The 14,920-nt window shown below is 73.7% G+C and carries 10 protein-coding genes and 1 pseudogene; 3 read left to right on the plus strand and 8 right to left on the minus strand.

The features are described from left to right. Nucleotides 1-192: pseudogene (locus PUR56_RS15585) on the minus strand (substrate-binding domain-containing protein); the annotation flags it as partial. Nucleotides 193-938: 746 nt separating this feature from the next. Here PUR56_RS15585 and PUR56_RS15590 point away from each other — a divergent pair. From PUR56_RS15590 to PUR56_RS15595, 3 genes are all read left to right on the plus strand, one after another. After that, entirely contained in the window at nucleotides 939-2,441 is a 1,503-nt protein-coding gene (locus PUR56_RS15590; protein ID WP_329949355.1) for a peptidoglycan-binding protein, read from the plus strand. A gap of 71 nt (nucleotides 2,442-2,512) precedes the next feature. Beyond that, on the plus strand, nucleotides 2,513-2,758 hold the full coding sequence (locus tag PUR56_RS43445; RefSeq protein WP_443034508.1) for a DUF5999 family protein: 246 nt from the start codon (nucleotides 2,513-2,515) through the stop codon (nucleotides 2,756-2,758). Further along, nucleotides 2,755-3,711, plus strand: a complete 957-nt coding sequence (locus PUR56_RS15595) for an SAM-dependent methyltransferase (RefSeq protein WP_329949356.1) — start codon at nucleotides 2,755-2,757, stop codon at nucleotides 3,709-3,711. The genes PUR56_RS43445 and PUR56_RS15595 overlap by 4 nt, the downstream gene beginning before the upstream one ends. A gap of 91 nt (nucleotides 3,712-3,802) precedes the next feature. On the opposite strand, the gene PUR56_RS43450 is transcribed toward PUR56_RS15595, so the two are convergent. The 7 genes from PUR56_RS43450 to PUR56_RS15625 form a co-directional block, all read right to left on the minus strand. Further along, on the minus strand, nucleotides 3,803-5,104 hold the full coding sequence (locus tag PUR56_RS43450) for a peptidoglycan-binding domain-containing protein (protein ID WP_443034509.1): 1,302 nt from the start codon (nucleotides 5,102-5,104) through the stop codon (nucleotides 3,803-3,805). Further along, nucleotides 5,101-6,393 carry an MFS transporter gene (locus PUR56_RS15600; protein WP_329949357.1) on the minus strand — a complete coding sequence of 431 codons (1,293 nt, stop codon included), beginning with the start codon at nucleotides 6,391-6,393 and terminating at the stop codon, nucleotides 5,101-5,103. The genes PUR56_RS43450 and PUR56_RS15600 overlap by 4 nt, the downstream gene beginning before the upstream one ends. A gap of 138 nt (nucleotides 6,394-6,531) precedes the next feature. Then, a complete protein-coding gene (locus PUR56_RS15605) occupies nucleotides 6,532-8,016 on the minus strand; it encodes a GMC family oxidoreductase (RefSeq protein WP_329877191.1) in 1,485 nt (494 codons plus the stop codon). After that, a complete protein-coding gene (locus tag PUR56_RS15610) occupies nucleotides 8,013-8,468 on the minus strand; it encodes a hypothetical protein (protein WP_329949358.1) in 456 nt (151 codons plus the stop codon). Before PUR56_RS15610 ends, PUR56_RS15605 begins: the two co-directional genes overlap by 4 nt. Beyond that, a complete protein-coding gene (locus PUR56_RS15615; RefSeq protein WP_329877187.1) occupies nucleotides 8,468-9,886 on the minus strand; it encodes an aspartate aminotransferase family protein in 1,419 nt (472 codons plus the stop codon). The genes PUR56_RS15610 and PUR56_RS15615 overlap by 1 nt, the downstream gene beginning before the upstream one ends. After that, a complete protein-coding gene (locus PUR56_RS15620) occupies nucleotides 9,879-11,375 on the minus strand; it encodes an NAD(P)/FAD-dependent oxidoreductase (protein WP_329877185.1) in 1,497 nt (498 codons plus the stop codon). The genes PUR56_RS15615 and PUR56_RS15620 overlap by 8 nt, the downstream gene beginning before the upstream one ends. After that, on the minus strand, nucleotides 11,372-12,346 hold the full coding sequence (locus tag PUR56_RS15625) for a glycosyltransferase family 2 protein (protein WP_329877183.1): 975 nt from the start codon (nucleotides 12,344-12,346) through the stop codon (nucleotides 11,372-11,374). Before PUR56_RS15625 ends, PUR56_RS15620 begins: the two co-directional genes overlap by 4 nt. Between the last annotated feature and the right edge of the window lie 2,574 nt (nucleotides 12,347-14,920).

Raw genomic sequence — 14,920 nt, forward strand, 5'->3', positions numbered from 1 at the left:
CCCGGCGGCCTCGCCGACGAAGTACTCCTGGTCGCCCTGCTTCTGCAGGTAGGTGATCGAGATCTTCCCGTCGACCTTGGCGACCTCGCCGCTGCCGGACGCGGCCTCCTGACCGGTCGAACACGCGGTGGTCAGACCGAGCGCGAGCAGCAGACCCGCCGCGGCGACGGTACGGCTGGTGGAACGGAACATCGAGAGCTCCTTCGAGCGGACGCCGGGGAGGGGCGAATCCGGGCGCGGCGAGGCGCAGGTAGCAGGGGGTCCAGGGTGGTGGACCACGATGTGGGGAGAGCGGATGCCGGATCGGGTTCGACTTGCGCGTGACCGGCCGGCTAATCAAACGTAATGAACCAGCAACGAACAGGTTCGAACGGGGTGGGGATATGACACCCCTGTTTCGGAATCCAGGTCAAGGGTGGTCCCGTGTCGAGACCACCTTGTGACGTGAGGCGTGCCGTCGGTGCGGGAGTTGCGGCGGAGGCGGCCACCCTCGAATCGGTTCCGCGCGTACGGACAGGGGGCTCGTTGGGTGCGGACGGGGCAGCCCCGGTGATGCCCGTCGCTCCGAACGCGTCCGGGCGGCGGTGCACGGCTCCTGGCCGGATCACGATTGGGTAACGCGCCGGGTCGCGCTGCCTGCGGCCCACTCCTTATCGGCGAAACCGAGTGAATGTGGAGCAGTCGCGATGCGCCCCAGCTCATGCGACCCGGCGCCGTGGAACCGGGTCACCGGCCGTGCGCGCCCGGCGCTCCTGCCGGCGAGGGCGCCCCGGCTCCCGGCGGCCGAACCCCCGGCGCCTCCGCCCCGGCCCGCGCCCCCGGGTGCCGGCGGCGAGCGGCCGCCCTACCGCGAACCCACCGCGGTGCGGGAGCGGACCGGAAGCGATCCCCGCCGGCGCGTGCTCGCTTCGCCGACCACCGACTCTCCAAGGACCCTCATGGCTACCCCCACCACGGCCCCTCTGGCCGACTCGGCGCTCTGCGACCTCCTCGCGCACGAGGACACCCGGCGGGACGCGGCGGAGGAACTGATGCGCAGGCACGGCCGCGTGACACTGGCCTACGCCCGCGTCCTGTGCGGGGATGGACAGGACGCCCAGGTGCTCATGGTGGAGACCTTCAACCGTGCGCTCGACGTCTTCTGCGGCCACGCATCCCCGGGCATCACCTGGATCACGTGCCTCCTGCAGGAAGCCCGGCACCTGGCCGCCCGGTGGGCCGACGGCGGGCGGTACACCGCGCTGTCGCCCGGCTTCGTCCACTGGCTGAACCAACGCCGTGGTGATGCGTCCACCAGCTGCCTTGCCGCCCTCCTCGGAGCCGAGGCCGAGTCCCTCCTCCTTCCCGCGCTCCGTCAACTCTCCGGGCATGACGGGACGCAGGTGTGGCACAGCCTGGTGGAGACACTCGCGATCGATGGTGTGCCGTCACGTCACCGCGTGCAGGCCCCGGCGGTCGGGTTGCGGCGGGAACTGCTGAACGCGTACCTGCGCATCCACAATTCCCGCGCGCGGGAGCGCCGGTGCCGACACCTCGCGGTCCGACTGGCCGACGCGATCACAGACGGCCGGGCCACTACCCCGGAACTGACGGTCCATCTGGTCGATTGCGGCCCCTGCACCCGGGCACAGTCGGATCTTCGGGCCGTCCACCACTGGGACGTCGCCGCGTTGCAGGAACGAACCTTGCTCCGCCCCTGGGCCGCCGTGCCTCGCGTGTCGGTTCACACGGCTGCAAAGCCCGTTGATCCTCCGGGCCCGCCCCCGGCGCCGGTCGGGGGCGCGCCATCGCGGGCGGTCGTCGCCGGCCAGGAGGACGCCGCCCGGTCCACCGCGTTCGCCGGACGGCCGGGCCCCCGGCGCGACGCAAACGCGCGGCATGCCCGGACTCGCAGGAAGTCGCCGGCCTGGGCGGCGGGCATGGGAACGGTGACCCTCGCCGTCGGTCTGACACTGGCGAACGCACCGGCCGAGCACGCCGAAAAGGCCGCCGTTCCGCCGACGCCGTCGGCGAACGAAAGCGCCACCGCCGGCCCACCCGCACAACCGGTCGGCTCCGCCCGGCCAAGCGCCGTGCCGACGGGCGCGCCGACGACCGACGTGCCGTTGACACCGAGTTCGGCCGGCTCCGTGTCCGGCACACCCTCCGCCGCCGTCTCACCGTCACCCTCGGTCTCGAAAGGCTCGGCTTCGCCCGGAACACTGCAGCGAGGCGACCGGGGACAACCCGTTCTGGCGCTGCAACGTCTCCTGGTCGAGGCCGGCTGCCAACGTCAGGATGCACCGCTGGTCCGAGGACGCTTCGACGACGCCACCGCAGCCGCCCTGATGAGGTTTCAACAGGAGGCACGGATCCGCGGCGAGGAAAGAACCCGGATCCTCTACGGTCCGGCGACCCGCGAAGCCCTCGAACGCAAGGCCACCCGCCCGGAGTGCCGGTAGACCGGCACCGGGACCCCGGACGGAACGTGCGCGACTTCGTAGGCCCCTACCCCTCCCCCCACTCTGCTGACATGTCCGCCCCCACACCGGACACCCGCCCATCCGTACGGGAGAACGCCGTGACCCGAAACCGCAAGCCTCGCTTCCCCGGAACCGAGGAACCGGACGCCCGCGCCGCCCGGAGCACCACCGGTCGCTCCGCGCGGGGTCGGGACCTGCTGTGCCACGGCGGCGCCGTGTTCGAGGACACCGGCGGGCAGCGTCCGGAGGGACGGCGGATCGCCCCGGCGCGCGGCTCGTCGACGGACCAGGCATGAGCCGGCCGCGGGGCCCGCGCCCGCACACCGTCCAACCCGTGAGGCTCGCGGGCCGGCCCGCAGCCCTGTGCGGCACCCCGGGCGCGGTCCACGCCCAGGGGGCCACCCAGCCCGACCTCCCGGCCGACACGCCATGGTCGGCACCGGATCCCCGGGGGCACCGGTGGCTCCTGCGACCGGATCGGCCGGCGTCCGCCCGACTGGCGAGCCTGATGCTGGCCGGCAAGGACCACCTCGCCGCGGACCGGATGCTGCTGGACCGTCTGCAGTCCGAGGACGCGCACTGCCTGGTCCGGGCCCGGCGCGGCAGGGAGTTCCTCCACCACGCCGCCGGGCACCTGGCCGAACGCGGTCTGGACCAGTTCCTCGACCTGGGCTGCGGTCTGACGACCGGCGCGCCCGGCACCGCACTCGCCCCGATCCACACCTCGGTCCTGACCGCGCGGCCGGGTGCGAGGGTCGTGTACCTGGACCGCGACCCGGTGGTGATGGCCCACGCCCGGGCGCTGCTCGACGCGCCGGCGCCCGCCCAGGTCCGGCACCTGCGCGCCGACCTCGCCACTCCCGGTGCGCTGCTCGCGAAGCTGCGGGAGCACGCGGGACTGGAATGGCGGCGACCGGTGGCAGCCGTCCTCGGCGACGTTCTGCACGAGCTGAGCGACCCGCAGGCCCGCTGCCTGCTCGCGGCGCTGCGCCGGGAACTGCCCGCCGGCAGTGTGCTCGTGCTCAGCCACCGGACGGCGGTTGCCGGCGCACCGGGTCGCGCCGCGCGCGTGGCGGCCTGCTGGGAACAGGCCGACCTGCCGTGGTATCCCCGCACCCCGGAGGCCGTCGATGCGCTTCTGGACGGCTGGGAGCGGCAGGAACTCGGGGTGGAATCCGTGGCGGGCGAGGCCGCGTCCGGCGTGTACGCGGTGGTGGCGGTCAGCAGCAGCGGCGGCCGTGGGCGGTGACGGGCATGCCCCGCGTGGTGGAGGGTCGGCCGTCGTCGAGCGCCACCCGTCGGTCACCTCCGTGCTCGCACGCCTACCCGGGAGTCGCCGGTCACCTGTCGGTCGTCGTGGCCTCAAGGACCTTTCGCGTGGCCGGGCCGTAGACCCCGGCCGGGTCGTCCCGCACACCGTGCGTTTCCTGGAACTGTTGGACAGCGGTCTGCAAGTGCAGGTCGTAGCGCCCGCGTTGGGGGTAGTCCCATCGGTCGAGCTGCGCGAGCCGGTACTGCAGTTCGACGACCTCGGGCCCGGTGTCGTTCCGGCGGAGTGTCGGTTGGTCGGCGGGGGCGGGGGTCGGCGGAGCAGGGGATGGCGGTGCCGTTCCGGGCCCGTTCCGGGGCTGGCCGGTGGGCGAGGCCGAGGGGGGAGCCGTGGGAGAGGCGGCAAGCGGCGCTGCGGGCGGGGCCGAGGCCGGAGCCGTGGACGGGGCCGATCTCGGAGCCGTGGGCGGGACTGGGTTCGCAGCCGCGGACGGGGCCGTGGCCGTGGAGGGTACGGACGGTGTGGCTGATGGCGGTGCGCCCGTAGGCCTGCGCCCGGGGGCTGATGAGGCCTCTTGCACACGGTTGGGGCTGGGGCTCGGGCTGAGGCCGGGGGGACTGGTGCTGCCCGGCTGGACCGGCCTGGCCGTTGTCTCCGGGGCGCCGTCGACACCGACTACCTCGGACCGGTTCGCGGACGGCAGCGCCGTCTCCAGGCCGTCCTGGCCTCGGGGGAGCAGGTACGCGACCACGATGGCGGCGGAGCCGACCACGGCGGCCACGGCCGCTGTAGCAGCAAGCTGCCTACGCCGTGTGCGAGGCCGTGGGGCCGCGCGGTCGGTCGTCGCGGTTCTGACCGCGGGCGGGCCCACCGGCTGGGCGCCGGACGGCAGGTCGCTCTCGTGTACCGCGCGCTGAATCCCCCATGTCCGCGTGTCGGTCGGCCCGTCATCCGGCGCGGCCTCGGGGAGGGACAGGTACGGCCGGATGCAATCCTGATCGAACGGCAGCGCTGCCGCGGCCCGTGCGGTGGTGGCCGTGGTGACACAAACGCACGGGGAGGTGTCGCCGCAGTGTGGGCAGAAGGGTGTGCTCACTGGACTCCAGTCGGGCGGTTCGACGAGCCGTCGGCGCGTGGTGTCGGGGGTGAACGGAGAACCTACTGCGCGTGGGGCCTGCAAATCCAATCGGGTTGGGACGTCTTGGGGTTGCGGCGTGCTCACGCCAGGAGGCGTGGGAGAGCGCGGCGGCCGGCGGTGACCTGGTCGAGTGAGGAACTGAGGCCGGGCGGCGTGCTCGTCTGACGAGTGGTGAACCTGCGGCGCTGCCGTCCCGTGGCCGTCCGCCGAGCGCACCGGCCCCGTGCCGTTCACGGCGAGGAACTCTCGTCGGACCGCGCCTTCGGCAGCCGCGCGGCACGGCGACGGGGCTCCCCGCCGGACGCCTCCCGCGACCCCCGGGTGGCCCGGGCGAGCCGGCCGGTCGCCGCCAGACAGATCGTGGCCAGCACGAACAGCACCAGCGGCACCGCGCGTACGTCGAAGAGTTCGATGATCCCGCCCAGTGCCGGGCCCGCCGCGACCCCGCCCACCATGGAAGCGGCGATCACCAGCGCACCCGCCCGCCGTGCCGCCGGTACCGCCCGCCTGAGCCACGGCAGCCCGGTCGGGAAGATCGGCGCGATGAACAGCCCGACGCCCGCGTACGCGTACGGGGCGAGGCCGGGCTGTACGGCGGCGAGCAGGCACAGCGCCATGCCCGCGCAGCTGACCGCGATGATGGCCGGCTCCGACCAGCGCAGGGTGAGCGGCGCCACCAGGAAGCGCCCCACCGTCATCATGAGCCAGTAGACGGACGTCGCCGAGGCGGCCAGCGTGGTGCTGTAGCCGACGGCTTCCAGGTGGGAGGGCTCCCAGCCGCCGACGCCGGCCTCCACCGCCACGTGCAGCACGTAGAGCACGACGAAGGCGGTGAGCAGCGCGACGGTCCGCCGGGCCGCGCCGGCCGACCTGCCGTCCGGGTCGGAGTCGCCCGGGTGGGAGCCGTCCGGGCCCGCGCCGGCGTCCGCGGGCGCCCGGTCACGGACTCCGCCCAGCGGGATCAGCAACAGGGCGGCCAGGACGGCGAAGGCCAGGAAGACGGCGGGATAGCGGTCGGCACCGAGGACGCCGACCAGGGCGGGGCCGGCGATCGCGCCGATGCCGAAGTGCGCGTTGAGGATGTTGAGCATGGCGGGGCTGCGCCGACCGAAGCCGGTGGCGAAGAGCTGGTTGAGGCCGTAGTCGATGCCGCCGAAGCCGAGGCCGGTGACCAGGGCCGCCGGCAGGGCGAGCGGCCAGGTCGGCGCGAGCGCGAACGCGGCGCTGCCGAGCGCCATCAATGCGTAGGAGACACCGAGCAGGGCGCGGTTGCCGATCCGCCCGAAGGCCCGGTCGAAGGCCAGCACGCCGGTGACACCGCCGACGAAGTGGGCACTCAGGGCGAGCCCGGCGCCGGAGGGGGACAGGCCGAACTCCTGCCGCAGGGCGGGCAGAGCCGGTCCGTACAGCGACTGCAGGGCTCCGATGAGGACGAAACCGACGCAGGCGGCGACGACCGCCGGGGCGCTGAACGACCGGTCGGGGCGAAGGGCCTGTCCCGGCTGGGTGGCGAGTGTGCGCACGAGGGTTCTCCGATAGGGGGGGCAGGTGAGGGGAGGGCCGCGGTGCGTGCCCCGCCCACGGCGGCGCACGCACGGCGGCGGCCCGGCACGGATCGGCGTGACGTCGGGAACGGCGGCCCGGCCGGTGGTGTCGTCGGGTCAGGTGTTGGCGAAGCGGGCCGCGATCTCGTGGGCGAAGGCCATGATCGTGCCCTGCGGACTGATACCGGTGACTCCCGGGAGGACGGCGGCGTCGCTGACGTACAGGTTGCGGTAGCCGTGCGGGCGGCCGAGGTCGTCGCACACGCCTCCGCGGTCGGCGCGTCCCATCCGGCAGGAGGCCATCCCGTGGACGGAGACCAACTGCCAGTCGCCCGGTCGGACCCGGGAGCAGAGGTCCTCCACCTCGGCCATGGTGCGCAGGGGCCGTGCCGAGGCGACCGGCGCGACGAGTTCCACGGCGCCGGCGGCCAGGAGCAGCCGCGCGGTGTCGTGGAAGGCGGTGCGCAGCGCGCGGTGGTCCTCGGGCGTCATGGCGTGCGTCAGGAGGACGCCGCCCAGGGGGGTGGAGCTGACCCGCGCGCTGCCCCGCAGGCGCAGCTGGGTGGTGTAGACGGCGGAACGGTCGATCTGCCCGAGGATCCGCTCGACCAGGTCGGGCCCGTGGCCCGCGAGAGCGGCGGCGAGGCTCCCAGGGGTCAGGTTGGACGGCATCACGAGCGTGCCGCGGTCGCTGAACTCCTGGACCTGGGCGGTGAAGATGGTGCCGTTGGCGGCGTCGACGGGTTCGGCGAAGCGGGCGACCGTCCGGAGGTTGACGTGCAGGGCGAGCTCGCGCCCGGCGACGGCAGGCAGGATCCCGCTGCGCTGCAGCAGGGCCGGTGTGCCGATCGGTCCGGCGGCGACGAACACCGCCCGGGCGCGGTGGAGGGTCCGACGGCCGCGGCCGTCGACGCAGAGGACGCCGTGGACGTTCCGGCCGTCGTGCCGGATCCGCAGCGCCCGGGTGTCGGGGACGATCTCGGCACCGAGTTCCTCGGCCCTGGGGAGGTAGGTGAGGGCCATGCTCTGCTTGGCCCCGCTGGTGCATCCGGTGGTGCAGCGGTTGCGCCGGAGGCACCCGTGAACGGCCCGGTTCGCCGACTGCCAGCGCCAGCCGAGACGGTCGGCGCCCGCGGAGAGGAGGACCGAGTCGCGGTTCCCGCCGCCCGGCTGCTGCGGGCCGGCTCCGAGGCGCTCCGTGATGCGCCGCAGGTGCGGTGCGAGGTCGGTGGCCCGGTAGCCGTCGGTGCCGCTGACCGCGGCCCACCGGTTCAGCAGCGCTGCCGGGGGATCCCACAGGAGTCCGCCGTTGACCACGGTCGTGCCGCCGACGCAGCGGCCCTCGCCGTAGGCGATGGTCGGCCGGCCGAAGATCGGGGTCAGGCCGCCCTGGCGGTAGAGCCGGCGCATGTTCTCGGCCGGCGTGGCGGCGGCCAGGTCGGCCGTGGTGACCCGGGGGCCCTCCTCGATCACGGTGACCCGTCGCCCTGCCGCCGCGAGGTCCAGGGCGACGCTGCTGCCGCCCGCACCCGAGCCGATCACCAGGATGTCGCACTCCCGGACGGCCGGGGCCCGGTTCAGAGGCGAGTGCCCTGCCCTCATCGGGTCGCCACCTCCCCGGCGCTGCGCTGCGGGGCGCCGTCCAGAGCGCCGTACAGCGCGAGCGCGGTGCTGGCCCGGATCACCTCCGCGACACCGGGCAGGCGGCCGAGGCGGGCCATCGCGGCGTGGTCGGCGGCGGCGGGCGCCCGCCGCAGGTCGTGCCCCCCGGCGCACCGGACGAGGGTGGGTACCGCCCGCAGGACGACGGAGTAGCCCAGCCGGTAGGGCAGCGGGAGAAGGGCGACGGTGTGCCTGACGTGGTCCTGGGCCGCCGCCGCGGCGGCGGGATCCCGCAGGCAGGCGTACCGGTGCGCCCAGAAGGCCGGCAGGCCGCTCGCCGTCAGGGCGTCGGTGCGGGTAGCGGTCCGGGTACCGGGCCGCGCCGGCGCGATGGATGGCTCCTCCGCCGCCGTCGGGGCCGACCGAGCGGGTTTCCACGGTGTCAGGCGCATCAGGAAGTCACCTTCTCCTTCACGAAACCCGCCAGGAGCTGGGTCGCGCCCTGGCCGAGGACCTGGTCGAGTGCGCTCAGGAAGGTGTCCACCTCCTCCGGGCCCGCCACCAGCGGGGGAGAGGCGATCAGGGCGATCTCCCGGTTGGAGCCGTAGTAGGTCAGCACGCCGTGGTCCCGGTAGAGGGCGGCGATCACCGCCGCGGTGAGCAGTTTGGCCCCGGCCTGGGGATCCTTGGCGAGGGAGCCGGGCAGCACGGACCTGATCCGGTCGGGTACCCGCGGGCCGCCGCGCAGGAACAGGCCGTGCAGCGCGCCCCGGCCGCGGGTCCCGGCCACCAGCCGGGGGTGGCGGGTGACGAGGTCGGCCAGCCCCGCGCCCAGCCGGTCCCCGATCCGCGCGGCCCGGCCGGGGAAGTCCTCGTCCACCGCGACGGCGACGGCCTCCAGCGCGGTGGCGCTCTCCTCGCCGAAGCCGTAGTAGGTGGTGCTGTGGAGGGTGGCGTCGGCGAGGCTGTCGTACGCCTTGCGGAAGACCGGTTCCCGGGTGACGTAGCCGGAGATCGAGGCCTTCCCCCCGCCGAAGGACTTGGACATCGCCAGGACGTCGGGGACCAGGCCGGGGTGGCGCATGAAGTGGAACAGCTCGCCGGTCTTTCCCCAGCCGGTGTAGACCTCGTCGAAGACCAGCACGATGTCGTGTTCCGTGCAGATCCGGCGCACCTCACGCAGGAACGGCTCGGAGCACTCGCGCAGGCTGGAGGCACTGAACGGCTCCAGGACCACGGCGTAGACGTCGCAACCGCCCTCGGATCCCCGGTGGCGGTCCAGGGCCGCCGCGAAGGAGTCGAGGTCGCCGTAGCCGAAGGAGTCGGTGCCGGGGATCCCGGGGAACGGGAAGTGGATCTCCGGGGAGGCGGTGAGACTGCCCGCGCCCAGGAGCTTGCCGTGGAAGGCGATGTCCGTGTGCAGGATCGTCCCGCGGCGTCCCGCGTGGTACTTGTACGCGAGCTTGACGGCCCCTTCGACGGCCTCCGCACCGGAGTTGGGGAAGTAGCTCACGTTCAGGTCGCCGGGCAGCAGGGCCGCGAGGTTGTGGCCGAGGGCGGCCACGTACGGGGAGAAGAAGTTCTTGTGCACCTCCATCCGGCGCTCGCGCTGGAAGCGCTCGCGGACCGCGAGGATCCGGGGGTGGTTGTGCCCGTGGTTCAGCACACCGACCCCGCCGGTGAAGTCCAGGATCCTCCGGCCGTCCTGGAGCCGGATCCACGCCCCCTCGGCGTGGTCCACCAGGTCGCGTCCGAATCCGAAGGATCCGATCAGCGCGACCTGGCTCCGGCTGACGTGCGCGCCGTACAACTCGTGGATCCGCTCGATCCCCAGGTTCTGGCAGTCGTCGAACGTGATCAGATCAGTCATGGTCCCCTCCGCGCTCTTCCCGGTGCTGCTCCGTGTCGGAGGCGACCGAGGCCCCCTCCCACTCCCACTCCTGGTCCGGCCGCTGCCGCCGCGCCCGGTCGAGGTGCTCGGCCATCAGCCGGGCCGCCTGACGGCCGCCCCGGACGGCGTAGTTGGTGCCCCGGTCCTCGGGGAACACCTGAGCCATGCCCGCGAGGTACAGCCCGGGGACCTCGGTGCGCAGCGGCGGCATGGTGCGGGTGTAGCCCGGGGTGACGACCGGCTGGGCGTACTCGGCGCGCCAGACGTGGTAGGCGTGCACCCAGCTGCGGTCGAAGCCGGGGAACATCTGCCGCAGGTACGGCAGGCTGTACTCGAAGACCTGGTGGTCGCTCATGAGGTACAGGTCCGCGTCGGCCGGCAGGTACTTGGAGAGGTAGACGACGTGACGGCCGCCGTAGCGCGCCGGGTCGTCCATGTTGGTGTGCTCGATGACACCGACGTAGGGGAACGCGGGGTCGTTGACGTTCAGCCAGTAGGTGTCGGAGAGCCTGCGGTTGTTCTCCAGGACCAGGCACACGTTGGCCAGGTACCGCACCTGCCGCAGCTGCCGGTTGAGCGCCGGGACGGCGGGGTGCGCCGCGTGGGGGCCGTCCAGCAGGCGTGCCGCCTGTTCGGGAGCGGTGGTCACCAGCACCTGGCGTGCGGGGTGGAGGCGTCCGCCGGCCTCCACGGCGCTCAAGCCGCGCTCGTCGATGTGCAGGGCCCGCGCGGCCGAGTCGGTCCGCAGGTCCACGCCGAGCTCGGTGAGCCGTTCGACGAGCGCGGTCACCAGCGTCTTGCTGCCGCCCCGGAGGTAGTACAGGGTCTCGCTGCCGGACTTGGTGCGGCTGCCGCCGCGCAGGTGCAGCTTGGTCCACATCCAGGTGGCACCGATCTGGCCGGCGTAGGGGCCGAACTTGCCTTCCAGGAGCGGGCGCCACACGACCTCGTAGACCCGGCGACCGCCCAGCGAGATCAGCCATTCCTCGGCGGTGCGGTGCTCCAGCTCCCGCCAGTTCCGCACGCGTCCGGCGCGCAGTGCCAGCAGGCCGAGGCGGATCCGATCGGTGAACGCCAGCGGGCTGAAGCGCAGGATGTCGACCGGCTTGGAGAGTTTGAAGATCGTGTTGGCGTAGTACATGCCGGTGCGGGTGAGGTGCGGCTCCACCGCGTCGGCGATCCCCAACTCCTCGCACAGACCCAGGATGTCGGTGTCGGAGGAGAACCAGTGGTGGTAGAAGCGTTCCAGGGCGCGGCCGCCGACGTCGAACGAGGCCGCGAGGCCGCCGGCCTCGCTCTCCGCCTCCAGGACGCGGACGCCGAAGCCCTTCGAGGCGAGTTCCAGTGCGGCGGCGAGGCCGGTGAACCCGCCGCCGACGATCACCACGTCGACCGGGGCCTCGGTCGGGAGGAGGTGGGGCGCCGGTTCCACCCGGGGCGCGGTGGGCGTCCGGATCGCGGGGGTCATCGGGTCGCCCCCAAGAGGAGCGCCTGCGGCGCGGCCGCCGCTTGTGGGCGGCGGATACGGTCCCTGACGACGTAGGGCGGGCGGCCCTGCACGTGCCGCAGGGTGGCGTTCACGTACTCGCCGAGGACACCGATCGCGACCGCCAGAAGGCCCACGGACCAGGCCGACCGAGCGGCGCCCGGGGCGCGCCCCGCGAGGCCGAGGCCGGCCGCGGTCGCCATCGAGGCGAGGCCGACGGCGCTCGTCGCCCTGATCGGCAGGGACGAGCCGGAGACGATCCCGCGTTGGGAGAGTTCGAGCATCTTGCGGACCGTGTACTTCGACTCGCCGCCGGCACGCGGATCCCGCCGGTACTCGACCGTGGTCTCCGGGAGCCCCGCCCAGCTGATCGCGCCGCGGAGGAAGAGTTCGTGCTCGCCCATCTCCGTCAGCAGGTCGACCACCGGCCGGTCGAGCAGCCGGAAGTCGCCGGTGTCCAGGGCCACCGGGTGGTCTGCGATCGCGTTGAGGACGCGGTAGTAGGCGAAGGCCGAGGCTTTCTTGAGGGCCCCTTCGCCCTGCCGCTCCGTACGGCGGCCCGAGACGACGGACCAGCCGCCCCACCACCGGGCCACCATCTCCGTGATGAGCTCGGGCGGGTCCTGGAGGTCGGCGTCGATGATCACGACCGCGTCCCCGGCGGCCTCCCGCAGGCCTGCCAGGCAGCCGGCCTGGTGGCCGAAGTTCCGGCTGAGCCGGAGCCCACGGACGGAATCCGAAGCGGCCACGAACTCTTCGATCAGGGACCACGTCCCGTCGGTACTTCCGTCGTCCACGTAGAGGATCTCGTAGGTCGTCCGGAGCCCGGGCCGCAGCGCGCGGGTCAGCCGGGAGTGCGTCTGCCTGAGCACCGACTCCTCGTTGTAGCAGGGCAGGACGACGGTCACGAGGGCAGAGGGAGCGCTGCGGGGGAGAACATGAATGGAAGGCATGCGTCTTCTCCTTGTGCGGATATGTGCGATTCCGCTCGAACGAGGTGGCGCTTCAATGGGCCGGTCCGACGCCGAGTGTGCTGGTCATCCGCTGATACACCATCAAAGATCAACGAATGAGGCCTACTTCGCCGCAACGCTGCGGCGGGAGGTCGATGACCTGACAGCCCGTTTCTTCACAACAGTAAACACAAATCAACGAGTCTGCCCATTGATTCTGTGTGACTTGTTCGTGTCGGGTGGAGAATCGTCGGGAATCGGCCACTCGCGCGCCGGGCCCGCCCCGGCCGCGACGCCACCGCCGGGGCGCCCTTCACCCGGCCACCTCCGCCGATGGCCCCGGCCGGCGCCCGGAGCGGGCTGCCGGTGGCCATCGGTTCACGGTGACGATCTGACCGGTAGCCGCCGCTGTACCCGGACGGCTTCCGCCCTGCGGTGACGCCCTCGTGGATCGCGTTGCCGGTTCTGCGGCGCGCACCCCCCGCACCCCCGCACCGCCCGGCCGCGGGCGGGTGTCGTACCGGCCCGGCCGCGCTGTGGTCGGGGCCCCGGCCCACCCGCGAGTCGTTGCGGGTCGGGGCGGCGAGACGGTGCAGCCGCAGGGCGGTTCGGCGGCGCGCGTGGCCACGGTCGGGTCCGAGACCCGGTGGGCCGGTCATCGACGGGCGGGCCGCGCAAGGTAACGGTTCGGCGAAGCCACGGGCCGGGGCTGCGGTCCGGCGCTCTTCCTGCGCAGATGCCGCTGTCCGGCCGAAGCCGGACGCGCGCCACAGAGCCACGGACACGGACCACCCGCACGCCCAAGGAGAACCGTGGGAGAGCCCGATTTCGCTTCTGCCCCCGCCGCCGCCCCCGGTGACGAGGCCGGCCGATCCGCTCCGGTCGACGCCGCTGTCCACAGCCGGGGCGGTGACCGCCCCGTACGGCGCCGAGCGACGACACCGCCCCGCGCGGAGCGGCCCGCGCCAGGCCCGGACGGTGCCGGGAAGCCGTTCACAGCGGTGGCCGCCGAGGCCTGGCGGACCATCGTCGGCGACAGCCCCCACTCCGACGCAGGAGTGTCCTTCCTGGCCGGCATGGAGCTGTGGGCGGCCGTCCGGGAGTCCGCGCGGCCCGCCCCGCCCGTCGTGACCGCGAGGGCGGCGGTCGACCCCGGCCCTCCCGAAGACCGGCAGCCGGTCGAACCGTCGGCCGTGTACACCCACAGGGAGGCCACCGTCCTGCGGGCCGTGCTGGCCGCGCCCAAGGCATGCCGTCGGGCAGTCCTGCAGGCGGTGCTGGAGTCGGCCGCGAGCGCGGGCGCACCGCCCTGGCCCGGCCCGACCACCGAGAACGCCGAGCGAGCCGAGGCCGCCCACCACCGGTTCAACGAGTACTTGTGCGCCAATGTGACACTGATCGCCGACCGCACCTGTCCCCGCCTTGCCGACCTCCTGGAGGCGGACGGCAACCGACCGCCGGGCGCCGGCCCCTCGGCGTTCGCGGCCGGGGGAGACCCGGCCTGCGGCATCTGCACGGATACCCCGGCCGAGCCTGCTCCCCGCGGTGCCGGTGGACCGGACGTCGCCGGACGGGTCGTGCTGCTCACCCCCGACGAGAGCCCGCACCTGCGAGAGCCCCACGTCGGTGCCGAGCCGGTCCCGCCCTCGACCGCGCCGGCAGACCCGGGGACGAGGCCGCCGGGGCGCCGCCCGAGCAGCACCGGTACCGCCGGGCGAGGACAGCTGCCCCGCCGGGCGACGCTCTGGGCGGCGGCCGCGGCGACCGCCACCGCTGTCCTCGTCGGCGTGCCGCTCACCGTCCGGAACGTGCCGACCGGAGTCGCCGGGCCCAGGTCGGACGTGGCCGCCCAGGACCTCCCGCCCGCCGACACCCCACCCGTCTCCGAACCCGTCTCCGAACCTGTGGCCGCCCCGAGCCCACCGGCCGCCCCCTCACCGTCCGCGACGCCCACCGGCCCAGGGCCCGAAGCCGTTCGGTCGGCCCCGGCCAAGCCCACCCCGGCGCGATCCTCACGCTTCACCCCACCCGCCGCGGGACCGTCTACGCCGACCGCACGCGCTACGCCCGGCCGAAGGACCTCACCCCCGGACGGTTCCCCGCCGACCCCCGGGACCTCTGCCCGACCCTCCGCCCCGTCCTCCGGCACGACCCTGCTCGGTTCCGGGACTGCCACCTCGTCCCCCGCCTCACCCTCCGCCCCGCCCGCAGCCTCACCGTCCGCCCCGCCCGCCGCTCCGTCCCCCGCCTCACCCTCCGCCCCGACCACCAGCACGGCCCCGCCCAGCTCCGGGTCTCCCACCCGGCCCGCCGCCTCACCTGCCGTCACGACCCCGCCCACCCCGGTGCCGACACCACCAGTAGCGTCCCCGAGCCTTGCTGCGACCTCTACCGTGCAACGGCGTTAGGCCGTAGAGCCCAATGCCGGTCCCACGCTTTTCGGATGATCAGACCTGTCCTTCAATTCCCACAGCGAGGCCGATCCGTTATGAACCTGACCCCGATACAGCTTTCCTGGACCGTGGCCGTGGGTGCGGTCCTGGTGTCCGTGCTCACGCTGGTGATGTTTCTGCG

The sequence above is a fragment of the Streptomyces sp. BE303 genome, from assembly GCF_036290945.1.
Taxonomy (GTDB): Bacteria; Actinomycetota; Actinomycetes; order Streptomycetales; family Streptomycetaceae; genus Kitasatospora.